Source organism: Geomonas propionica (assembly GCF_016458235.1).
Classification (GTDB): domain Bacteria; phylum Desulfobacterota; class Desulfuromonadia; order Geobacterales; family Geobacteraceae; genus Geomonas; species Geomonas propionica.
Genome location: NZ_JAEMHK010000007.1, coordinates 1 through 20,493, shown reverse-complemented (window position 1 = coordinate 20,493; position 20,493 = coordinate 1). Strand labels below are relative to the sequence as shown.

Annotated in this window: 22 protein-coding genes, 4 tRNA genes and 1 pseudogene; 8 read left to right on the top strand and 19 right to left on the bottom strand. The window is 55.8% G+C overall.

The annotated features are described in order from the left end of the window. Nucleotides 1-196: 196 nt before the first annotated feature. On the top strand, nucleotides 197-565 hold the full coding sequence (locus JFN90_RS10530; protein WP_199395077.1) for a hypothetical protein: 369 nt from the start codon (nucleotides 197-199) through the stop codon (nucleotides 563-565). Between the two features lie 409 nt (nucleotides 566-974). Here the strand turns inward: JFN90_RS10530 and JFN90_RS22220 are convergent, their stop codons facing one another. The 4 genes and pseudogenes from JFN90_RS22220 to JFN90_RS10515 form a co-directional block, all read right to left on the bottom strand. Continuing rightward, on the bottom strand, nucleotides 975-1,232 hold the full coding sequence (locus tag JFN90_RS22220; RefSeq protein ID WP_236018947.1) for a hypothetical protein: 258 nt from the start codon (nucleotides 1,230-1,232) through the stop codon (nucleotides 975-977). Between the two features lie 136 nt (nucleotides 1,233-1,368). After that, nucleotides 1,369-1,710, bottom strand: a pseudogene (locus JFN90_RS22630) (metallophosphoesterase); the annotation flags it as partial. A 147-nt stretch (nucleotides 1,711-1,857) separates the two neighbouring features. Further along, nucleotides 1,858-2,565 carry a GSU2403 family nucleotidyltransferase fold protein gene (locus JFN90_RS10520; RefSeq protein WP_199395075.1) on the bottom strand — a complete coding sequence of 236 codons (708 nt, stop codon included), beginning with the start codon at nucleotides 2,563-2,565 and terminating at the stop codon, nucleotides 1,858-1,860. Between the two features lie 5 nt (nucleotides 2,566-2,570). Then, the gene (locus tag JFN90_RS10515) at nucleotides 2,571-2,900 is read right to left on the bottom strand and encodes a hypothetical protein (protein ID WP_199395074.1); all 330 of its coding nucleotides are present in this window, start codon (nucleotides 2,898-2,900) and stop codon (nucleotides 2,571-2,573) included. Between the two features lie 260 nt (nucleotides 2,901-3,160). Here JFN90_RS10515 and JFN90_RS10510 point away from each other — a divergent pair, with 260 nt between their 5' ends. The 3 genes from JFN90_RS10510 to JFN90_RS10500 all read left to right on the top strand — a co-directional run bounded on the left by JFN90_RS10510 (nucleotide 3,161) and on the right by JFN90_RS10500 (nucleotide 5,961). Then, a complete protein-coding gene (locus JFN90_RS10510) occupies nucleotides 3,161-3,778 on the top strand; it encodes a hypothetical protein (protein ID WP_199395073.1) in 618 nt (205 codons plus the stop codon). A gap of 22 nt (nucleotides 3,779-3,800) precedes the next feature. After that, nucleotides 3,801-4,919 carry a helix-turn-helix domain-containing protein gene (locus JFN90_RS10505; protein WP_199395072.1) on the top strand — a complete coding sequence of 373 codons (1,119 nt, stop codon included), beginning with the start codon at nucleotides 3,801-3,803 and terminating at the stop codon, nucleotides 4,917-4,919. A 487-nt stretch (nucleotides 4,920-5,406) separates the two neighbouring features. Continuing rightward, a complete protein-coding gene (locus tag JFN90_RS10500; protein ID WP_199395071.1) occupies nucleotides 5,407-5,961 on the top strand; it encodes a recombinase family protein in 555 nt (184 codons plus the stop codon). 553 nt (nucleotides 5,962-6,514) lie between these two features. On the opposite strand, the gene JFN90_RS10495 is transcribed toward JFN90_RS10500, so the two are convergent. From JFN90_RS10495 to JFN90_RS10455, 9 genes are all read right to left on the bottom strand, one after another. After that, nucleotides 6,515-6,709, bottom strand: coding sequence for a helix-turn-helix transcriptional regulator (locus JFN90_RS10495; protein WP_199395070.1), 195 nt, complete (start codon nucleotides 6,707-6,709; stop codon nucleotides 6,515-6,517). Between the two features lie 206 nt (nucleotides 6,710-6,915). Beyond that, nucleotides 6,916-7,000, bottom strand: a tRNA-Leu gene (locus tag JFN90_RS10490). Nucleotides 7,001-7,057: 57 nt separating this feature from the next. Next, a tRNA-His gene (locus tag JFN90_RS10485) sits at nucleotides 7,058-7,133 on the bottom strand. Between the two features lie 12 nt (nucleotides 7,134-7,145). Continuing rightward, nucleotides 7,146-7,222: transfer RNA gene (locus tag JFN90_RS10480), tRNA-Arg, on the bottom strand. A 21-nt stretch (nucleotides 7,223-7,243) separates the two neighbouring features. Then, a tRNA-Pro gene (locus JFN90_RS10475) sits at nucleotides 7,244-7,321 on the bottom strand. Nucleotides 7,322-7,624: 303 nt separating this feature from the next. Next, nucleotides 7,625-8,221, bottom strand: coding sequence for an XTP/dITP diphosphatase (locus JFN90_RS10470; RefSeq protein ID WP_199395069.1), 597 nt, complete (start codon nucleotides 8,219-8,221; stop codon nucleotides 7,625-7,627). Further along, nucleotides 8,218-8,937, bottom strand: coding sequence for a ribonuclease PH (gene rph / locus JFN90_RS10465; protein WP_199395068.1), 720 nt, complete (start codon nucleotides 8,935-8,937; stop codon nucleotides 8,218-8,220). The genes JFN90_RS10470 and rph overlap by 4 nt, the downstream gene beginning before the upstream one ends. A gap of 152 nt (nucleotides 8,938-9,089) precedes the next feature. After that, entirely contained in the window at nucleotides 9,090-10,361 is a 1,272-nt protein-coding gene (locus tag JFN90_RS10460; protein WP_236018946.1) for a right-handed parallel beta-helix repeat-containing protein, read from the bottom strand. Next, a complete protein-coding gene (locus JFN90_RS10455; RefSeq protein ID WP_199395067.1) occupies nucleotides 10,358-11,428 on the bottom strand; it encodes a sensor domain-containing diguanylate cyclase in 1,071 nt (356 codons plus the stop codon). The genes JFN90_RS10460 and JFN90_RS10455 overlap by 4 nt, the downstream gene beginning before the upstream one ends. 237 nt (nucleotides 11,429-11,665) lie before the next feature. On the opposite strand from JFN90_RS10455, the gene JFN90_RS10450 reads away from it, so the two are divergent. The 3 genes from JFN90_RS10450 to JFN90_RS10440 all read left to right on the top strand — a co-directional run bounded on the left by JFN90_RS10450 (nucleotide 11,666) and on the right by JFN90_RS10440 (nucleotide 14,988). Further along, entirely contained in the window at nucleotides 11,666-13,900 is a 2,235-nt protein-coding gene (locus JFN90_RS10450; RefSeq protein ID WP_199395066.1) for a vitamin B12-dependent ribonucleotide reductase, read from the top strand. Nucleotides 13,901-14,248: 348 nt separating this feature from the next. Further along, on the top strand, nucleotides 14,249-14,665 hold the full coding sequence (locus JFN90_RS10445; RefSeq protein ID WP_199395065.1) for a nucleotidyltransferase substrate binding protein: 417 nt from the start codon (nucleotides 14,249-14,251) through the stop codon (nucleotides 14,663-14,665). Next, nucleotides 14,665-14,988, top strand: coding sequence for a nucleotidyltransferase family protein (locus tag JFN90_RS10440; protein WP_328755553.1), 324 nt, complete (start codon nucleotides 14,665-14,667; stop codon nucleotides 14,986-14,988). Before JFN90_RS10445 ends, JFN90_RS10440 begins: the two co-directional genes overlap by 1 nt. Nucleotides 14,989-15,001: 13 nt before the next feature. Here JFN90_RS10440 and JFN90_RS10435 read toward each other — a convergent pair whose 3' ends face one another. The 3 genes from JFN90_RS10435 to JFN90_RS10425 all read right to left on the bottom strand — a co-directional run bounded on the left by JFN90_RS10435 (nucleotide 15,002) and on the right by JFN90_RS10425 (nucleotide 17,195). After that, nucleotides 15,002-15,775, bottom strand: coding sequence for a class I SAM-dependent methyltransferase (locus JFN90_RS10435; RefSeq protein ID WP_236018944.1), 774 nt, complete (start codon nucleotides 15,773-15,775; stop codon nucleotides 15,002-15,004). A gap of 59 nt (nucleotides 15,776-15,834) precedes the next feature. Next, entirely contained in the window at nucleotides 15,835-16,617 is a 783-nt protein-coding gene (locus tag JFN90_RS10430; protein WP_199395064.1) for an enoyl-CoA hydratase-related protein, read from the bottom strand. Nucleotides 16,618-16,685: 68 nt separating this feature from the next. Next, on the bottom strand, nucleotides 16,686-17,195 hold the full coding sequence (locus tag JFN90_RS10425) for a hypothetical protein (RefSeq protein WP_199395063.1): 510 nt from the start codon (nucleotides 17,193-17,195) through the stop codon (nucleotides 16,686-16,688). A 351-nt stretch (nucleotides 17,196-17,546) separates the two neighbouring features. Between JFN90_RS10425 and JFN90_RS10420 the strand changes: the two genes are divergently transcribed. Further along, the gene (locus JFN90_RS10420) at nucleotides 17,547-18,506 is read left to right on the top strand and encodes an SGNH/GDSL hydrolase family protein (protein ID WP_199395062.1); all 960 of its coding nucleotides are present in this window, start codon (nucleotides 17,547-17,549) and stop codon (nucleotides 18,504-18,506) included. A 178-nt stretch (nucleotides 18,507-18,684) separates the two neighbouring features. Here JFN90_RS10420 and JFN90_RS10415 read toward each other — a convergent pair whose 3' ends face one another. The 3 genes from JFN90_RS10415 to JFN90_RS10405 are packed head-to-tail and all read right to left on the bottom strand — an operon-like array spanning nucleotide 18,685 to nucleotide 20,326. Continuing rightward, complete coding sequence (locus tag JFN90_RS10415) at nucleotides 18,685-19,368, bottom strand: DUF2461 domain-containing protein (protein ID WP_199395061.1); 684 nt, start codon at nucleotides 19,366-19,368, stop codon at nucleotides 18,685-18,687. 20 nt (nucleotides 19,369-19,388) lie between these two features. Beyond that, entirely contained in the window at nucleotides 19,389-19,592 is a 204-nt protein-coding gene (locus JFN90_RS10410) for a hypothetical protein (protein WP_199395060.1), read from the bottom strand. Between the two features lie 59 nt (nucleotides 19,593-19,651). Continuing rightward, entirely contained in the window at nucleotides 19,652-20,326 is a 675-nt protein-coding gene (locus JFN90_RS10405; RefSeq protein WP_199395059.1) for a hypothetical protein, read from the bottom strand. Nucleotides 20,327-20,493 lie beyond the last annotated feature (167 nt).

The window sequence follows — 20,493 nt, the reverse complement described above, 5'->3', positions numbered from 1 at the left end:
GATACAACATCCGCTCGCAAAAAACCGGCTATTTTCGGACCTGCTTACAGATAGGGCGATGACAAGAACAGACAACGCAAAAGGGCCGCCCGTGATCGGGCGGCCGCGCACCTAACACCTGTACGCGCCACAAATCGTTAGGTAATGCACCTATGCCGTGTTATTCATTTCATAAACTATTGATCAGAGGAGAATTATGCTCAGTGTATTACGCAACTACTGGAATGAGGCTGGAGTAAGAACAACACTCGTCAAATTAGGTTTTGATAAACGCGTAGCTAGAACTATTACGGCTTCTCTTCCTAGCTGGGCTTGGCACATGTTCAATGACTGCACCAAAGGATTAAATCTACCTATTAATGTATGTAATACCATGTATGCACTGACAATTTACGTGAATTTGCAAGACAGCAGTGTATCAATGAACGAACTATCCGAAGATTTCCAATATGCTTTTAAAAATTTACTAGCTGCCTTGGAGTATCATTGCGAAATGGGCTTCAAGGCACCCATCGATGAATCTCAAAGAAGATTTGAGTACGCAGCAAAATTTCATTTCGATTGAGGTCTAGTATCTGGTGGTGCTGCTTCTGACAAGATGATTGTGCGATCTGCTCCGACGTCTGCAACAATTCGTGTAACGCCAGCACGTGGACTTTCAATACGCGCGTCTTCCATGGCTTGCAAAGTCGATACAAGAAAAGGGCTACCCCGTCACGGGATAACCCTTTAAAAACACTACTGGTGCGAGAGAGGGGACTTGAACCCCTATACCTTGCGGTGCCAGATCCTAAGTCTGGCAAGAAGTTAATAGTGTCAATCAATAACCAATCATAGCCTTGAATTTCAAACAGGTTACCACTCACCACACACCCGTTGTTACTAGTTATTTCCTGCCATTTATTGCCCCAATTGTCCCACCAGTGTCCCATTACCCTACGTGTTCGTTCTGGCGAAATGGAGGCAGGAATCCATTAACGCCCAGGAAACCATTTAAAGTCCAACAATCGCATCTGTTTTAGTATTGTAAATCCAAGTTTCACCACCATGTGTGTCCAAGTTAATCCAAGTGTCTCCACGAACCGGTTCAAAATCGGGACTATGACCAAAAATTTGAGGGATGAGAGGAAAAGGTAGTCTTCGTTCTCCTCCAGCATCGTGCCAAAAAATCCCGCCATATTCATGGTAGCCTCCGCGACAGGCAGGAATTTGGAAGAGCGGGCCTTTCCCATATCGCGGCCCTCCTCGCAGGGTGTCAGGATTTGGCACTATTAACTCGCGCTCGAACTCCACGCACAGCCATTCGGCTATAGCTTCTACTCCCCCAGCAATAACACTTGCGGGAATTAGTTTTGCCAAGTTAGGACTTACACCAGCGTGGGTACAGAGCCAACCATCGGCCGCATAAGCCGCAGTAAATTTGTTTCTCGCAGTTTGATATCGGTCACGAAAGGCCATCTCACTGAAGTTACCGTAACATCGCCATGGCCGTTCTGGCAGGTAGGCCAAGTCATGGTTGCCCCACAGGAGAATAGTGGGTGAACTCAAGAGCAGATCTAGGCAGGCCAATTCCTCTTCAAACGTAAGCTTGTTCCGCCCCCTACTGTCGACTATGTCTCCAAGACATATGTGCTGCTCTTGGGGCTCATGGGCTAGAAATTTCTGCACCTTAAGGAGGCAGCCGTGGATATCACTTATGATAATTGCCATAGATAGTTGCCCCAGTGCCCACGAAAACCCTTAAGAGCCGTTGCCCCCCTTACCACCGGCTCATCCCATAGCCACTCCGCGCACTGGTTCAATATCGGTGGATAAACCAGCTTCAGGAAGTTGATCGACGCTCTCATGTCGATTCGCCTACCGCTGCCAAGGCAATCCGCCGGGCACAGCTATTCCCGCCTCTTCACAGGACATTTCCATTTGCCGCTGAACCTCACGCGACATCTTATATTCCGCTAGGAGTTGTTGGACCTCTTCGGGGCGCGCCACCTCGACAAGAACCGAACACTGTTGCAGGTCCTTTTCCTTTTTCAGTTCTTTGTCCTTCCCAGTTCGACGCTGGGCGATGATAAGCTTATGCAGCATCAAAGCCTCGGGCGAAGGAATGGAAATACTAAAATCTTCAATCACGATAGTCGCCGGCCTGATGAAGAGAAGATCAATAAAAGGTAGCGGTTGGGCCGCCACCTTCCAAGGCTGAATCAGGACCGATCCCTCTCCGCGGCCACCGCCTTTACGATGAGTTAAAAATTCGACCTCGAATTCCCCATGCAGAAAGGTTTCAATGCCAGCATCGTAATCGTGGACCGGCGAATACCCCAACCGATCCAAGACCTCCGGGACGGTTTCAGGGGGCGGCTGCGGCACCCTCATGGCACCGATCACAGCAAAATCGATGTCGCCTGTCCGCAGGCCGTACATTAGAGTGAAATGGTCGGCATACACAACCATCGGCCAACTCCCGATCAGAAGTCCATGCGTGAAAAAACCGATCCCCGAGAGCTCCCTGAGAAGTTCGGTTACATCTTGCTCAAAGAAGGGACTCTTCTCAAATTTTATTTCCAAAGCATTCACCCTTTCTGGAGGATGTGATTAATTGTAGCCGCCCTCTTCCGGCTGGCCTTCAGATCGTTCTGCAGCTTCTTTTTCCGCTCAAGCACTGGTCGCAACTCCTCTGCTCGCTGAGCGGAAATGTGCTCAAATTTGACCTGAGCGCCCTCCCTATATTTCAGACAAGAATAGATATATACCTTGCCACCGCTCTTAACCTTCCGCTGCCCTAGGCATCCCCGCGGCAGGTTTTCGAGTTCGGAAAAGATCTTCTCGATGACTCTGATACACCGATCCCTCTCTGACTCCAACATCTTAAAAACACTATTGTCTATGGCTTTGACGCGCACGACCGCCTCCCGTTTTTGTACCAACACCTTACCACATAATCGTATCATGTGGTACAAATTTTTTGTACCAACATATATCTACTTTTGGGGTATCTGTTGAGCCAAAAATTCCGTGGATTTAAGCGACAGTGACAGGGGGCCTTGCTTGACGGGTACTTAACTTACCACCAGGGGTGACCGCTCTCACTTAATTTTTATGTTGCATTTTGTGATTTACTTCATATAATCACGGCGTGTTGCACAAAAGGAGGATATCACCAATGCAATCGATCCGGATAGCGTCCCTCAAAGATCTCGTCCCTCATGTCTCGCAATACATAGTTCCGCTAATTACAGAAGCGGTCGAAGTGTGCCTGCGAGCCCACGCTGATGACCCTTTCAACGATAATTGGACTTTTGGGACCCACCTTTGGAAGAACAGTTGGAACAGGATCAAGGCAACTTCTGAAATCGAGAACAACCCAATAATAACACCTCCCAAGGGGAATGAATTCTGCTTTTCCATCGGGAACGCCACCATCCACCACCACCGGGTAGGCGGAGAAGGCCTGTTGCCAAGGTCAGCCAAGAAGGTCAAAGCTTTGGCCGATGAAGCCCAGTTGCCACTTTTCCCGCAAAAAAGAAGAGTCGCATTTGACAATGTGGTTCTCGGAATTGCCGCAGACGTGCAAATCGGCCTCAGTGAGATTTTTATCGGCAAGCTAGAAAAGGATGTAGCGTCTGACCGGTATTATTGGTCTGAAACCGTTTCCCTTTTCAAGACATCCGCAACGACGTTCGAAACTCCTAAATATATATTTTTCGAAGAAGAGGCAGAGGCCATACCCGTTCTTATGTTGGAGCCAAAGGCCGTACAGAGCGCTCAATCAGATGCATAAAAACAACTGAAAGGATAAACCGATGAGCATGCTCATAGACCCAGAAAGAATCACCTATGCTCGTGAGTTGAAAGGTTTCTCCAAAAAAGACCTGGCCCAGAAGGTGGATAAAACCCCGAGTGCAATTTCCCAAATAGAGAAAAGTATCATCAGACCTGACACAGAGACGTTGATGCGGATTTCACTCGCGCTTTCCGTCCCTCCTAGTTTTTTCGCCAAGAAGGAAGGAAGACGGTACATAAATCTGGGACAGTGCCACTTCAGGTCTAAGAGATCCGTGAGCCAAGCTAAAAGAAAGCAAAGCGTTCGCATAGGTGACTTTTTCATCGAATTCGTCGATTTCCTTCAGCAACAAGGGGTTGTCTTTCCCGAAGAGAAGGTCTCGGGATTCCAATCTTTCCAGCCCAAGAGCATGGAGGATATAGAGATAATCGCAGCTGAATTGAGAAGGTTCTGGGGCATGAGCCTGGGTCCTATCCCGAACATCACTAGGCTCCTTGAGAGCAAAGGCATTATAGTCACACCCATCTACAATAGCTGCATTGAGGTGGACGCTTTTTCGGTATGGGCGGGGAAGCGCCCTTGGGTGATGCTGGCCCTAGGGAAGACTGCCAGCAGGGCCAGGTTTGATGCCGCCCATGAATTGGGGCACCTGGTCCTGCATGAGGAGCACACGCCGGGATGTTCGCTTACCGAAAACGAAGCGGACCGCTTTGCCGGGGCTTTTCTTGCTCCAAGGGACAGCTTTATCCTGGAATGCCCGAGGCGATGGGACTATGAAGCTTTTGAAAAGTTGAAACACCGATGGAAGATGTCGATCCAGGCCCTGGTTTACCGGGCTTACAATCTGGGGGTCCTATCCCAACATTCGTTGAGAAAGGCCTTTATTTCGATATCGCAAAGCGGCCAACGCAAAGATGAGGGCACAGAGTGGGCCAAGGAGCAGCCGACGCTATTTGACCAGGCGTTGGAACTTATCTGCGACAAGGTGTCGTTGAGCGAGATAGCATCCAGCCTCTGTGTGTCTAAGACGGATCTGATTGGGTATTTGAACGATGCAATATCTGAAGATTTGCTAGCCAGGCTTGATAAAAAGAGCGAAGACCAAAATGGTCAATTAGTCTTCTTGCGCGAAAGCTAGTGCCCTTTCCGCCCCCGAGACGTTTGCTGTGTTCGTCCATGGAGTTCCACAAGTTTCGTTCAGATAAATGGCTTGTCTAACTTCGTCGATCCGTCATCAAGCAGTGGTTCTCCTCATGCAAAAACGGCCAGATTATCCGATGAACCAGATCAATGGAGAACGAATTCGGGTTTGGGTTCTCTACGGCATCTGTTGTAAAGCTTTGAATGACTTATCTGTTTCCTTCTCACATCACCTCCGAGTTTTGCAATACTATACGGCACTCCGGAGGTCCACTCGCAATTGCGTACGCTCCCTCAATTATCCAAATATGAACTTTTCCCGATTTTATAGCTTTACGCCATGCCTCAATTTGGGGTGTACCCTAGGCGTACACCTTGGTCGTACAAATCGTGCGTAAGATTTACATGTACGAAAATAAGCTTTGACACCTTTCGCCTGACATTTTAGATTCAAATCGTACACTACTCGGGCAAGGGGGCATCAAATGTCAGGACAGCACATCGGCTACATCAGAGTATCAAGCGTGATGCAGAACACGGATAGACAACTTGAAGGTGTCAAGACAGACATCACTTTTGAGGACAAGGTATCAGGGAAGGACACCAACAGACCGCAGTTAGCCGCTATGATGCTCCATGCTCGCAAGGGTGACACGGTAGTGGTTCACAGCATGGATAGGCTCGCAAGGAACCTTGATGACCTTAGAGGCATAGTGAAGGAGTTGACCGCCAAAGGTGTAGTTGTCCAATTCCAGAAGGAGGGGCTTACCTTTACGGGTGACGATAGCCCGATGGCGAACCTCTTGCTATCCATGCTTGGCGCTGTAGCAGAGTTTGAGCGTTCACTGATCCGAGAGAGGCAGAAGGAAGGTGTGCAGATTGCTAAGGCCAATGGAGCCTACAAGGGGCGCAAGCAAGAGATGACCGCAGAACGGATAGCGGAGATTAAGCTTAGGGTTGCCAATGGTGAGTCTAAGGCCAAGGTCGCCAAGGACATGAGCATCAGCAGGGACACCCTGTATCGGTACCTAGCGGCCTAGACAGCACAAGACAGATGTTGCCCGGTTAGCTCGAAAACGAATAGATACCAAAACAGGGATTTCCGTTAGATACCAATTGTTTAGCGCGTAATCCCTGAGCTGCCTTTCCAGGGTACAAGACAGATAGTGGACGGGTAGCCGCCAGAGTAGATAACATCAGGTAGATCCCGGTGTTTGTTCTATAGGTAGCCCACGTTCCAAGTCATCGGTAATACTTGATAGCTGAGGAAACAAGATAGATGTCCCCGCGATGACGAGCACTGCACCAGCGCAGGTCGACGGCTTTTAACCCGCCCACCCTCACCACGGTATGCACCGGCACCCAAGGACCCGCCACAGGGCATCCTCGCAAGCCTGACACACCCAAGGGCATCAGGAGTACCGATCACGGCACGGAGGGCCTACGGGGAACCATGCAGGCGTTATCTTCTCAGACACTCTCACGCAGCAGCAGGGCATTTTCAGCATTCGGGAGTGCAGCAGGTACTACACCAATAGGATAGTTATAGTCCAGAACAAAACCCTCCTGCTAAGGAAGGTCAGTTCTCCAGGCTTAAGCCTGCGCTACTTGCTCTACCCGCTGCAACCCTTCTATCCAAGCTTCCACTTCTTGGCGTATCCAACCTACGCTTCTTGCCGACAACTTGCGCCTAGCCGGGAACTCACCAGCTTTCTCCTTGTTGTAGATGCTCGTGTAGCACAATCCCGTTGCTGCAACCACGTCCTGACGCTTCATAATGGTCTTCATTCGGTATCCCCCTGTGAGTTGCCGCGAAAGTGATTGATGTTCACCACCGTTCACGGTCATTGATCTATAAGGGGAACTCGTTAGCAGGATTCAGCAGGATTCGTCAGCGTGCAGCAGGAATTAGAGGTTACACTAGCGGTTACACAACCAAAGCTAGAACAAGTAAAGGGCTACCCCGTTACAGGATAACCCTTTGATTTAACTGGTGGTGCGAGAGAGGGGACTTGAACCCCTATTCCGTGAGGAGCCAGATCCTAAGTCTGGTGCGTCTGCCAATTCCGCCACTCTCGCAAAATCGGACGGCTGAAACAGCAAACCCCGCGGTTAACGGGGTTGGCTTTTATAGGTTGGGGTGGATAGTGGGATTCGAACCCACGTATGAACGAGTCACAGTCGTTTGTGTTAACCGCTTCACCATACCCACCATATTCAATTGTGGTACGCCTGAGAGGGTTCGAACCTCTGACCTACGGCTTAGAAGGCCGTTGCTCTATCCAACTGAGCTACAGGCGCAGAAGTAGAGCCTGCAATGAGTGGTCGGGGTGAGAGGATTCGAACCTCCGGCCCCCTGCTCCCAAGGCAGGTGCGCTAGCCAGGCTGCGCTACACCCCGATTCAAGAACCACGTTTATAGCACAGCCTCTGATGCCGTGCAAGCCCTTTTTTTGAGCCCACGCAGCATTTTTTAAGCTCTTGAAAAGCCCTCAAAATTTAACGCAAAGCCGCAAAGACAACCAGGAGTACTTTGTCTTGTCCCTTGGAATCTTTGTCTCTGCTTTCCAACCACGTTTATGCCTTTGCTTCACCCTTTGCGGCTTGGCGGCTTTGCGTTAAATACAGTCTTTCGCTTTTCGCCTTTGCCTCAGGACCTTTACCTATCTTCGCGTCCTGCGTCTTTGCGTTAAGAGTTTCGCCTTTACCCCTGTTGTGAGGACAACGCCTCTTTGAGCATCTGCATGGCCCGACCGCGGTGGCTGATGGCGTTCTTGACCTCCATGGGGAGCTCGGAGAAGGTCTGCCCGTACTCGGGGACCAGGAACAGCGGGTCGTACCCGAAGCCCCCCTCTCCGCGCGGCGCCTCCAGGATTTCTCCGGCCAACATGCCGTCGAAGCTCTGACAGGTCCCGTCGGGCAGGCAAAGCGCGATGACGCAGTGAAAGGCGCCGGTGCGCTCCTTACGCGGCACGCCGGCCAGCTCCTTCAAAAGGAGCGCGTTGTTGTCGGCATCGCTGGCCTGCTCGCCGGCGAAGCGCGCCGAGAAGACGCCGGGACGCCCGCCCAGGTAGTCGACGCACAGCCCGGAATCGTCGGCCAACACCGGCTTACCGGTGAACCTGGCGGCAGAGAGCGCCTTCTTGATGGCGTTGGCCTCGAAGGTGTCGCCGTCCTCCACCACCTCCGGCAGGTCCGGAAAATCAGCGGGAGAGAGGATGGTCTCCACCACCCCGCGCAGAAGTTCCGCGAACTCCTTCAACTTCCCCTTGTTCCCCGAGGCGACCAGGAGCTCTTTCATGCCTGCAGCGCCTCCCGCTGCAGTTCGAAGAGCCGGGAGAGCCCGAGCATGGCATGGCTGCGCATGGCGTCCATCTGCTCGATGGTGAACGGCTCCGCCTCGGCGGTCCCCTGCACCTCGACAAAACGCATGGAGGAGGTCATCACGAAGTTCATGTCCACCTCGGCGTTGGAATCCTCGGGGTAGTCGAGATCGAGGAAGGGAGCGCCGTCGATGATGCCCACGCTCACCGCGGCCACCGCCTCGCGCAACGGGCTCTCTGCCAGTTCGCCTTTTTTCACCAGGGTCTGCAGGGCGTCGGCCAGGGCCACGTAGGCGCCGGTGATGGAAGCGGTGCGGGTGCCGCCGTCGGCCTGGATGACGTCGCAGTCGATGAGGATGGAACGCTCACCGAGCTTCTCCATGTCCACCACCGCGCGCAGGGACCGGCCGATCAGGCGCTGGATCTCGTGGGTGCGTCCCGAGAGTTTCCCCTTCGAGGACTCGCGCTGGTTGCGGGTGTGGGTCGCGCGCGGCAGCATGCAGTACTCGGCGGTCACCCAGCCGGTCCCCTTCCCTTTCAGGAACGAGGGCACCTTCGCCTCGACGGTCGCGTTGCAGATGACCTTGGTGTCGCCGAACTCGATCAGGACCGACCCTTCGGCGTGTTTGAGGTAGTTGCGGGTGATTTTTACATCTCTCAGTGCGTCGGCCGCGCGGCCGTTTGTGCGTGTCATCTTAACTCCCTTAAAGCATGTTCTACGTTTTATGTTCTACGTTCTAAGTTAACTGCTTAAACGCAGGTTCTGGGTGATATTTCAAAGGAACCTGCATTGCCGGTTCCAGGTTCTAACGTAGAACATAGAACGTAGAACCTAGAACCGCGCCTTTACTGTTTTGGCGCCGTTTTGAGCTGTGGCGCGAAGCCGACCTTGCCGCGGCCGCCGTTGTCGTAGATCCTGGGACCGTTCTCGCCCCAGAAGTTGTTGGGGGCGCGGAACTCCTCGGTCCCGGCATTATAGATGTCGTACCCGCTGTTGCCGCTGATGGTGTTGTTCCAGGCCACGGCCGCGCCGTCGAAAACGAGCACGCCCTGCGTGCCGTTGCCGGTGATCAGGTTCCCCTCCACGCGGACCCGCGACCCGGTCAGGGAGAGACCATAATCGCTGTTGCGCGCGAGCTTCACACCGCTCACACCCCCCTCGCTCTCCAGCAGGGTCACGCCGCGCCCGTTGTCGAGCACCGCGCCGCCGGCAAGCTTCACCCGGCAGTTGTCACAGGAAAGAGCGGAGCGGTTCATGGCGAGACTCGCGTCCTGCAGGTAGATGGAGCTCTTCTGGGCCGAGATCCCCGCGCGGTTGCCGATCAGGTTCAGGCTGCGCAGGGTCGCTTCGCTGTTGGCGAAGACCAGACCTGCATCGCAGTCCGACGCGCCGCCGGCTTCCATCTGCACCAGGGCATCCTGGAAACGCATCCCGGTGACGCAGCGCTCGGCGCGCACCCCGTTCAGGTTCAGGTTGGAGAAGAGTGCCTCAAGCCCGGTCTGCGCTCCATCGATGCGGCAGTTCTCCAGGACGTTCTTCTTTTCGCTGCCGAGGAGCGTGATTCCCAGCCAGTCCCCCGCCGCCGAAGTGACGAAGTTCGAGGTAAAGCGGATGGGCTCCTCTTTGGTACCGGAAGCGGCGATGCGTCCTTGCACCACCAAGGTAGGGTTGTGCCCCTCACTCTTTTTGAAGCGGACCACCGTCCCCGGTTCCACGGTCAGTGTCGCTTGTGGAGCCACCGTGACCGCTCCCTCCACCAGCACCTCCCCGCGCCAGACCGTATCCTCCGAGAGCAGTTGGTCCCCGTAGGAGAGTTGCGGTTTGAAGGGCGCCTCGAGCCGCAGGAGTATCGTCTGTGCAGCAACCGGAGCCGTAGCAGTTGGAGCCGTGGCAGTTGGAGCCGTCGCCTCTCCCGCCGCAGCGACAACGACGCGAGCACCGTCAGCCGACTTGTCGGCCGTAGCCTTGGCGAAGGCCGAAGCCTTGGCGAAGGCGGACGTGTCAGCCGACTTGTCGGCCGTAGCTTTAGCGAAGGCCGAAGCCTTGGCGAAGGTGGGAAGCAAAAGGGCCGCCAGAAGCGGCCCACCGCAGATAAGGGCAAAGAGTTTTCTTTTCATGTGGTCGGGATCTGGAGGCTTTCCTGGTGGTACACCTTGTTCTTGCCGCAGCGCTTGGCCAGGTAGAGCAGGGAGTCCACGATGTTGAACAACTCGTCCATCTTGTCCGCGTTCTCGGGATAGCTCGCCACCCCGACACTCACCGTCACGCCGCGATTGGTCCCCTCCACCAGCCTGGCGGCCGTGCCGTTTTGCACGCTGTCACGCAGGCGCTCCGCCGCCAGGACGGCCTGCTCCAGCCGCGTCTCCGGCAGGAGCACGATGAACTCCTCTCCGCCGTAACGGAAGGCGACGTCCACGTTGCGGATGGTCTGCAGGATCAGCTCCCCCATCAGCTCCAGGAGGCGGTCGCCGCTGGCGTGGCCGTAGGTGTCGTTGTAGGACTTGAAGTCGTCCACGTCCATCATGATGATGGAAAACGGCTTGTGATAGCGCTTGGCGCGCGCCATCTCCTGCCGGAAGTACTGCTTGAAGTAGCGGTGGTTGTGCAGCCCGGTGAGCGCATCGGTGATGGCCAAGAGCTTGGTCTGCTTATGCAGCGTGGCGTTGTGAATCGCCATGGCGGCAAAGGAAGCCAGGATGGAAAGAAGGTTCAGCTTCTCCCGGTCGAACTGCCTGGGGGCGAAATCGTCCAGGTAGAGGATCCCCACGATGCGCTCCTGGAAAATGAGCGGCACGCAGACCAGCGAACGGATCCCTTCGTTGAGGGCGATCGGGTTGTTGAAGAAGGGGGTCTCCTCGGTGTCCTCAATATAGAAGATCTCCCCCGCCCGGAGCACCTGCTCGGTCAGCCCGCCGGCACTCACCTCCCAGCGCTCCTTCTTCACGAAGTCCGCCGTCAGCCCCGAGTGCGCGTGCAGGCTCAGCTCGCGCTTGGCGTCGTAGTAGAGCGCGACGCTACCGGCGGGGGTTTCGGCGAATCTCATCGCAGAGGTGAGGATGGCCTGCAGCACCGTGTCCAGGTCGAGCGTGGACACCACGGCTTTGGCTACCTCGATGAGGTCCTTGAGCGCCTTTACTTGGGACTCGAGCGACTCTTTTTCGCTGTTGCAATCACACTGGGTCATGGAGGCTCCCGGCAGAAAAATTAACCCGACATTAATATCACAGCGGCGCCCCCCTTGTAAATGGGCGAGCGGTGTAAATAGCGGCAATTTCGATTTTTATTACGGCCCGGAATTTTAATCTATTAACGCTTGACTTCATCATACATCTTGTGGTTTATTTCTGGCCGCCCACAAAATGTAGGGATCCAAGCAAATGACATGGCTACATGTTGAATATCTCAAGGAGGACAAAAGGTTATGAAGAAAACAGTCGAGAAGGGTCAGATCCCGGGTCTCACTAAGAATGCACTGACGGTGCTCGAGAAGCGTTATTTGAAGAGGGACCAGGCCGGGAATCCCCTTGAGACTGCCTCCGACATGTTCCGCCGCGTGGCGACCGCGATCGCGCAGGCGGACTCCGTGTTCGACAAGAAGGCGGACATCTCCGCGCTGTCGGACAAGTTCTACAGCATGATGACCAACTTCGAGTTCCTCCCCAACTCCCCGACCCTGATGAACGCGGGCCGCGAACTGGGGCAGCTTTCCGCCTGCTTCGTACTGCCGGTGGGCGACAGCATGGAGGAAATCTTCGAATCCGTCAAGAACACCGCGCTGATTCACAAATCCGGCGGTGGCACCGGCTTCTCCTTCTCGCGCCTGCGCCCGGCCAACGACGTGGTCATGTCCACCACCGGCATCTCCAGCGGCCCCCTCTCGTTCATGCGCGTCTTCGACATCGCCACCGAGACCATCAAGCAGGGCGGCACCCGCCGCGGCGCGAACATGGCGATCCTGCGTGTCGACCATCCCGACATCATGGACTTCATCATGTGCAAGAACGACCAGCGCCAGCTGAACAACTTCAACATCTCGGTGGGGATCACCGAGGAGTTCATGAAGGCGGTCGACGCGGACAAGGACTACACCATATTCAACCCGCGTGACAAGAAGCCGGCCGGCACGCTGAACGCGCGCAAGGTGTTCGCCCGCATCGTGAAGCAGGCCTGGGAGAACGGCGAGCCGGGCATCATCTTCCTGGACCGCCTGAACAAGGACAACCCGACCCCGCACATCGGCGAGATCGAGTCGACCAACCCCTGCGGGGAGCAGCCGCTTCTCCCGTACGAGTCCTGCAACCTGGGCTCCATCAACCTGGGGAAGATGGTGGTCCACGGCAAGGTAGACTGGGACAAGCTGAAAGAGACCGTGCGCACCTCCGTGCACTTTTTGGACAACGTCATCGAGGTGAACAACTACCCGCTGCCGCAGATCGACGAGATGACCCGCTCCAACCGCAAGATCGGCCTGGGCGTCATGGGTTGGGCCGACATGCTGATCATGCTCGGCATCCCCTACGGCTCCGAGGAGTCCGCGGAACTGGGCGAGAAGGTGATGCAGTTCATCAACGAGGAAGGGAAAATCGCCTCCCGCGAGCTTGCCAAGTCCCGTGGCTCCTTCCCCAACTTCAAGGGTAGCATCTACGACGTCCCGGGCGGCGATCCGATCAGGAACGCGACGGTCACCACCATCGCGCCGACCGGCACCATCTCCATCATCGCCAACGCCTCTTCCGGCGTCGAGCCGCTCTTCGCGGTCAGCTTCGTGCGCCAGGTGATGGACAAGAACATCCTGGTCGAAGTGAACCCGCTCTTCGAAAAAATCGCCAAGGAGCAGGGCTTCTACTCCGAGGAGCTGATGCAGAGGATCGCCGAGCACGGCACCGTGCAGGACATCAGCGCCATCCCCGAGGATGTGCGTGAGGTATTCGTCACCGCCCACGACATCACGCCGGAAGAGCACATCACCATGCAGGCGGCCTTCCAGCGCCACACCGACAACGCCGTGTCCAAGACCGTGAACTTCCCGCAGGAAGCTACCATCGACGACGTCGAGCAGGTGTACCGTCTCGCCTACCAGATGAACTGCAAGGGCGTCACCATCTACCGTGACGGCTCCCGCGACGAGCAGGTCCTCTCCGTAGGCAAGAAGGAAGAGCCCAAGGCCGCGGTGGCGCTCACCGCCGAAGAGAAGCGCGCCATCAAGCGCGAGCGTCCCAAGGCGCTCAAAGGGTGGACCTACCAGATGCAGACCGGCTGCGGGCCGCTGTACATCACCATCAACGAAGACGCCAGCGGCCTGTTCGAAGTCTTCACCACCATGGGCAAGGCGGGCGGCTGCGCAGCCAGCCAGAGCGAAGCCATCGGGCGCATGGTGTCCTTGGCCTGGAGAAGCGGCGTGCAGGCGCGCCAGGTCGTGAAGCAGCTCCTCGGCATCTCCTGCCACAGCCCGAGCGGTTTCGGCGACAACAAGGTCCTTTCCTGCGCCGACGCCGTCGCGAAAGCGATCCAGGCGCACCTGGCCATCACCGGTCATGCTGAAGTGATCGAGGCCCCGTCGTTCGAGAGGGGCGCCTGCCCCGAGTGCGGCGGTGTCGTCGAGCACGAAGGCGGCTGCGCCGTCTGCCGCGTCTGCGGCTACTCCGAGTGTGCCTAGCAAGTAGCGGGGTCACTCCTGCGCAGACCAGCAGAGACAGGCTGGGCAAACAGTAAAGAAGAAATAACAGTAAATAAAAAGGGGGACCCGATTGCGCGGTCCCCCTTTGTTTGTTAGATAGACATTCTCACCAGCAGCAGGGAAGCGAGACGGGGCACAATCTGCCGATCATCGATGCCTGGCAAGGACCTAGATATTGACTGGAATAACCTCAAAAAACCTGCTAAGTTACAGTAGCTTTCCGGGCGTGCCAATAAGCGGAGCACTAAAGAATCTGCAGCAGCATTTGAGATCGCCTGGACAAGGCCAAGTAATGGCAAAGATGATGGATGGTCATGGAGGTTGTGCGTGATCGATTACGATAAATTCAATAAGTCACTCAAGCATCTTGAGCTGCAATTTGCAAATTACAGCAGCTCTAGTGAGCGCAACCTTCCCGAGTTGGACAGGGAGGCGCTGGCGGAATCGGTCGTACACCGCTTTGAGACCTGCTATGACTGCCTGTGGAAGATCCTCAAGCGTTACTTAATGGAAGAACTGGGCCTTCCTGACGTGCCCAACAGTCCCAAACCCATTTTCCGCCTTGGCTTCGAGAATAAGCTCTTTCGTTCGGTGGAAAGGTGGCTGGGATACGCTCAGGCCCGTGTCGACACCTCCCACGATTACAGCGGGGAAAAAGCGGAAGAATGCCTGAAGCTGATGGGGGATTTCATCGAGGATGCCATTGACCTTTACGAGACCATGACTGGTGCTACGTGGGAATAGTGGCCTCTATAGATATCACACCGGACCAGCGTGAGTCCGTTCTGACTCTGCTCAGCAGCTACATTCCGGACACCGAAGTATGGGCCTACGGCTCACGGGTCAAAGGAACGTCCCGCCCCGCGTCAGATCTGGACTTGGTTTTGTTCATCGGGCGTGCGCAGCGCGAACGCGTGACTGCGCTGAAAGAGGCGTTTGAGGAAAGCTCTTTGCCGTTCCGTGTCGACGTGATGGTATGGGATGAGGTACCAGAGAACTTCCGTAAAAATATTCTAGACCACTACGTGGTGCTGACACAAAAACACGCCGCAGCCCTGACCCAATAGCTCCACCTCGCTTTTACCTTTTCCTCCCCGCATAAACAGCAATCGGCACGGTATAGACGATCTGGCCGGCTTCCTCGCGGGCGTTGATGCCTAAGCTGTCGACGCCCACATCGGCGGTCACCATCTCCCTCATCACCTGGTCGTCTCCGGGCTTGGGGAAGGAAGCCTTTATCTGCGTTTCCAGCTCGATGTCAACGCCGTAGGCGCTACGGCGGCAGTCGGCCAGGCCGGAGCGCTGGAACAGCAACTCGAACTCCGCGTCGGTCAAGGCATGGGTGTGGGAAGGGTCGCGGATCAGCTCCAGATGATCGTAGGCCGCCGATTTTGCCGCAGGCATGGCGACATCGGCCACCATCACCGTGCCACCCGGCCGGCAGACGCGGATCATCTCGAAGAGGGCTGCCTGCGGATCCAGCAAATGGTGGAAGCTGTAGCGGGTGAGCACCAGGGAAAACGAGTTGTCCGGGTACGCCAGCGGCACGGCATTGCCGACCTCCCACGAGAGGTTCGATAGCCGCTGCTCCTCTTGGCGCAGCCTTGCCTGCTCGATCATGGCCGGCGTGATGTCGACTCCCGTAACATGCTGCGCGCGTTTGGCGAACTCGCAGGCGACCATCCCCGGGCCACACGCAACGTCCAGGACTTCATCCTCAGCGCCGGTTCCGGAGAGTTCCAGCAGGATCTGCATCGCGTCGTGATGCCCCGGCACCTGCGTGAACGGTACCGCCTGCTGCGAGAATTGCTCGATAATCTTCTCCTGGTGCGTCTGCGCCTCGTTCGACATCATCCCCCCTCCTCGAATATCAGTCACGCCATGCCATGATCCCGCACAGATCACGCGGCCGATCAGCGGTCCTGGAAAACCGGCGCCCGCTTTTCCAGAAAGGCGCCCATCCCCTCTTTCTGGTCGGCCGTTGCGAAACTGTAGCCGAAGAGTTCCGCTTCGTAGGCGCAGGCCCGGACCAGGTCCATCTCCAGTCCGTTTACCACCGCCTCCTTGCACAGCCTCATGGCCACACGCCCCTTGGACGCGATCTTCGCCGCCAGCTTGCGCGCCTCGTCCAGCAACTCGTCCTGCGGTACCACCCGGTTCACCAGGCCGATACGGAGCGCTTCCGCGGCATCGACCATGTCGCCGGTGAGGATGATCTCGAGCGCCCGCCCCTTCCCGACCAGCCTGGGGAGACGCTGCGAGCCGCCGAAGCCGGGGAGGATGCCGATGTTGATCTCGGGCTGGCCGAAGCGGGCGTTGTCGGAGGCGATGCGGATATCGCAGGCCATGGCCAGTTCGCAGCCGCCGCCCAGGGCATAGCCGTTGACGGCAGCGATGAACGGTTTCGACGATCGTTCAATGGCCGCATAGATGCCATGGGCCATGAGCGCCAGTTCCCGCGCCTGGGTCGAGGTCATATCCCGCATGAGCGCGATGTCGGCGCCCGCGATAAACGCCTTGGCGCCCGCCCCGGTGATTATCGCGGCGCGCACCTCGTCGTTACGCTCGATCTCGGCGACCACAAGTTGCAGTTCCGCCAGGGTCTCCGGCGTCATGGCATTCATCGCCGAGGGACGGTTCACCGTCACCGTCGCGATGCTGTCAGTTACTTCAAGCAGCAGGTTCTTCAGGTCCATTCCCCCTCCTTCATGACATCATGTCTCTGTGACAGTCCGCTCTTGACGGATGAGTATACCACTCTTTCTTACCAGCCTCGATTGAGGGACGGGCAGGCGCACTTGTCGCCTTCGGCCCACTGTTTGAGCGGATCAGCGATCTTGCCCCGCCTGGCGTGGTAGATGTCCAGCTCCGTCCTGCCTTTCCCTGCCGGGCGCATCTCTGCCACCAAGGTGTAGAGCCCCTCCACGGGCGCGCCAGACATCTGATGGTCGTTATACTCCTCCTGCAGCGAAAGCGTCGTCATCTCCTTGCCGGCCGTCTCAACTTTGGGACGGAAAGTCGTCGAACCTCCTGTTTCCTTGAGGGCGTAGTTGGGCGGGTCTACTACCCGGACGTTGAGGCACTTCTGAGCGAACGCCTTCACGTCGGCGGTGACCGCTTTGGCGGGCCGGTTGATGGTGAAATGCTCCGCCTTGCCGAAAATCTTGGCGTCTTTGTACATGGTCACGAACTCTTGTCGATTTTGCGGCACACCGATGGCACAGCCTGCGAGAAGGGGAAAGAGCAACAGCGACGAAAGGTAACGAAATAACATTGCAACTGCCTCCTGAAGATTGAAATCGCACCAGATCATCCCGTCAACATCCATCCTCCTCGCCTCCGCCCGAGAAAAGCGGCGCGCATAGGTGAATCTCATTTGACCCGGTAAATAATCGCAATATATAGACATGCGTCATTCCTGTCAAAGTCGAAGTGCGAGAGCAGCGCGTCCTGAACGCTGCTTCCGGTATGGCCCGGGTGGCGGTTGAAGGTGGGATGACTTGAAGATATGACGGAAAGCCTTACACTTGTTGTCGTTACACCTGCGGAAAGGAGGGATGACAAGAGGCGCAGGAATACGTTCCTTGGCTGGTTTCACTTTGCAGTGACTACAAAGGAGGATTCTATGGCCAAGATCCACAACAAGAGGTGGACGATTCTGGGGCTTTTGCTGGCCCTCGTGCTCATGGTGCCGGCATGGGCCTCGGCGCAGACGTCCTTCGACCGCATTGTAGTGTTCGGCGACAGCCTTTCCGATCCCGGTAACGCTTTCGTTTTTCTGGGGACGTCGAACACCCCTCCCTACCCGTTGCTGGACCAACTCCTGGTCCCTGAAATGCCGTATGCGCGGGGCGGGCACCACTTCAGTAACGGTGCGACCTGGGTGGAGCAACTCGCGCGGCAATACTCCCTCTCGGGGAACACCCGGCCTGCATTCCGGCAGCTCGGGCTCAATGCGACCAACTATGCCGTCGGTGGCGCCAGGGCGCATGACAAGGCAGGTGAGGCGACGATCACCTTCGAGGTCACCACCTTCCTCAACGTGTTCGACGGCCAAGCACCGCAGAACGCACTCTATGTAGTGGAATTCGGCAGCAACGACATCCGGGACGCCCTGGAGGCACAGGACCCGGCCATCGTTGAGCAGGCGGTTAGCTCGCTGCAGCGGAACATAGTCGCTCTCTACAATGCCGGGGCCAGGAAGTTCCTGATATGCAACGCCCCGGACCTTTCGCTCACCCCGGCGCTCATCGCCACGGACCAAGCGATGCCGGGGGCCGCGGCTGCCGCGCACCAGTTGTCTCAGTATTACAACTTCCTCCTCGACTATATGCTGTCGTCGATGTTGGCCCAACTATCCGACCTGCAGGTGGTGCGGGTGAGTTTTTATGACAAGCTCGGCGAACTCGTCAGCGCCCCCGCAGGTTTCGGTTTGAGCGTCGTCAATACCCCCTGCCTGACACCCGGCTCGCCTCCGTACGTCTGTAGCAAGCCCGACACCTTCATCTTCTGGGACGGCATTCATCCCACCGAAAAGGTGCACGGAATCATGGCGCAACTGGCGCTGACAGAGCTGGCGAAGTAATCTGCATAAAAAAACCGGAGTCTCCCGCGAGGAGCTCCGGTTTTCAGTCTGTGAGAGGCAAACTCCCCATCTGTTGTCGTCTTTTTGATTGTTTCAATTTTCCCATCCACCAGTCCACGCCTTGACCATAGCGGCGTCTTCCAGCCCCAGTCGATGCCCAAGGGCCACGTCGTGCACCTCAATACGTCGCCACTTTGCGCAGATACTCATAGAACGGAGCGATGGTCTGGAACCCGCTTACTAATTCTGAGAATATTTCCTGTTCAATGCTGCCTCCCTCTACTTGCCTGTTGCTGACCAGATAAAGATTTTTTCTGTTGTACCAACGTTGCAGTTCCTCGGGAAGATCCGGTTTCAGCGGCCGCTTGTATTCGTCCCCTTCAATACTGAAAACACGTTGCTTTTTGAAGAATGAAGTTGCAGAGAGAAACTTTGCTGGATGCGAGTCGATTCCTTTTCTGAATCTGTCCATTGTCTCGCGGCTGGCGCTGTAAAAGCCCATTCCGTAACGGTATGAATATGGCGAGATTTCAATAAAGAATGCCGGCTTATCTACCCACTCAATCTTTGAGCGCTTGAAAGTAATCCAGTGGCTTGTTTTGTATGGGGACTTGTCCTTAGAGAACCGGGTATCCCGATATATTCTTGCGATTGTCTTGTTTAAAGAGGGAGTAACTTCAATATCAGGATCGATGCTCAGCATCAATGGTCCTAAACCCGCGGCTAATGATTGTAAAGGCTTCAGAACATAATTCTGGTAATCCGACTTGTGAAGTTCGAACCATTCTTTTGGGTTGTTATCGCATAGGCCTCTTAGAAATTGAAACGTAGCTGGAGGAAATCCATCGAATTTTTCGATCATTTTACCTTCCTTCGCGAAAGTCACTGGGGCAGCCGCTCCTTTCTCATCCGTTCGTAGCTCTGGTAATCGGGGGACTCGCCGCGGTCCGCTCTCTCCGAGGGAGTTGCGTGCAGGTCCCTCTGCACCTTTATTCCCTCGTACAGGCCTCGCTTTACGCTGCTACCGGCGCAACCGACGATCAGCAGCGCTGAAATGACCGAAACCAACTTAAAAGTCGTGCCCATCTCGATCCTCCACTGAAAAAGGCTGGTGCATCTGGAGGTTCCATTACAACTCCCGGATGTCACAGGATGTTGACCGCCCGTGCCGCAAGCAGAGCTATCACCAGCAAAGAGATCATCGACTGCAGCATCATCAAAACCTTGGCCCAACGCGACAGGACGGGGACATCGGTCGGCGAGAAGGCTGTCGAGGTGTTGAAGGCCAGGAACAGGTAATCCACAAAATTCGGTGTCCACTCATGCAAACCTGCAGCGTGTTTCCTCTCAGGGGGCAATGTCATCTGGGGAAAAAGAAATGCCCCATTGAGGTGTTCCTGGCGTTGAGCTCGATGGTGCGGGCCGCCGGCGTCAAGCCTCCAGTACCAGGAAGCGAAGACCAGGATATTGGGGAGCCACAGTGCCGCAGCGGACTGCAGCAGTTCTTGCGGTTTTTCCAGGTGAAGCGGCAGGGCTCTTATCAGTAAGACTAACGAGATGATCATGGTCGCCGTCACCACGCCGTTTAGAAGGAACCCTATCACTTGGTTGGTATCGTGAGCCCCCTTGTAATGCGTGACGACAAGTGGCACTGCAAGTACGGAGACGATAGCCAGAAGGAGCCAGCGCGGGCCGCCCAGCAGCAAAGAGGAAGGCAATGCCGCATACAGGCCACCAAGCGCCAACAATGCACAGAGCGAGGGCCAGCGGGACCTCACAGCCTTAGCAACACCCCCCTCGTTCTCGTTTACTCTGGTCATTGCCACCTCAGTGCTGCGCCGCCCCTTAAACCTGCCGGGGTAAGATGATCATATATCATCAAATTGCTTGCATCTGTCAGGCATAAATTTAGCCGATTAGCGCTAATCTTCAGCAGATTGCTTTTTAAGACGTTTTCTGTCGCACCTAAACAGTAGGATTGCCGTGA

Bases quoted from the DNA above. Each gene is read 5' to 3' on its own strand.
- JFN90_RS10530 (WP_199395077.1), top strand. From the start codon at position 197: ATGCTCAGTGTATTACGCAACTACTGGAATGAGGCTGGAGTAAGAACA.
- JFN90_RS10495 (WP_199395070.1), bottom strand. From the start codon at position 6,709: ATGAAGACCATTATGAAGCGTCAGGACGTGGTTGCAGCAACGGGATTG.
- JFN90_RS10455 (WP_199395067.1), bottom strand. From the start codon at position 11,428: ATGACCCAGTGTGATTGCAACAGCGAAAAAGAGTCGCTCGAGTCCCAA.
- JFN90_RS10500 (WP_199395071.1), top strand. From the start codon at position 5,407: ATGTCAGGACAGCACATCGGCTACATCAGAGTATCAAGCGTGATGCAG.
- JFN90_RS10415 (WP_199395061.1), bottom strand. From the start codon at position 19,368: ATGATCGAAAAATTCGATGGATTTCCTCCAGCTACGTTTCAATTTCTA.
- JFN90_RS10405 (WP_199395059.1), bottom strand. From the start codon at position 20,326: ATGACCAGAGTAAACGAGAACGAGGGGGGTGTTGCTAAGGCTGTGAGG.
- JFN90_RS10510 (WP_199395073.1), top strand. From the start codon at position 3,161: ATGCAATCGATCCGGATAGCGTCCCTCAAAGATCTCGTCCCTCATGTC.
- JFN90_RS10425 (WP_199395063.1), bottom strand. From the start codon at position 17,195: ATGTTATTTCGTTACCTTTCGTCGCTGTTGCTCTTTCCCCTTCTCGCA.
- JFN90_RS10420 (WP_199395062.1), top strand. From the start codon at position 17,547: ATGGCCAAGATCCACAACAAGAGGTGGACGATTCTGGGGCTTTTGCTG.
- JFN90_RS10450 (WP_199395066.1), top strand. From the start codon at position 11,666: ATGAAGAAAACAGTCGAGAAGGGTCAGATCCCGGGTCTCACTAAGAAT.
- JFN90_RS10410 (WP_199395060.1), bottom strand. From the start codon at position 19,592: ATGGGCACGACTTTTAAGTTGGTTTCGGTCATTTCAGCGCTGCTGATC.
- JFN90_RS10430 (WP_199395064.1), bottom strand. From the start codon at position 16,617: ATGGACCTGAAGAACCTGCTGCTTGAAGTAACTGACAGCATCGCGACG.
- JFN90_RS10460 (WP_236018946.1), bottom strand. From the start codon at position 10,361: ATGAAAAGAAAACTCTTTGCCCTTATCTGCGGTGGGCCGCTTCTGGCG.
- JFN90_RS10470 (WP_199395069.1), bottom strand. From the start codon at position 8,221: ATGAAAGAGCTCCTGGTCGCCTCGGGGAACAAGGGGAAGTTGAAGGAG.
- rph (WP_199395068.1), bottom strand. From the start codon at position 8,937: ATGACACGCACAAACGGCCGCGCGGCCGACGCACTGAGAGATGTAAAA.
- JFN90_RS10435 (WP_236018944.1), bottom strand. From the start codon at position 15,775: ATGATGTCGAACGAGGCGCAGACGCACCAGGAGAAGATTATCGAGCAA.
- JFN90_RS22220 (WP_236018947.1), bottom strand. From the start codon at position 1,232: ATGGGAAAGGCCCGCTCTTCCAAATTCCTGCCTGTCGCGGAGGCTACC.
- JFN90_RS10505 (WP_199395072.1), top strand. From the start codon at position 3,801: ATGAGCATGCTCATAGACCCAGAAAGAATCACCTATGCTCGTGAGTTG.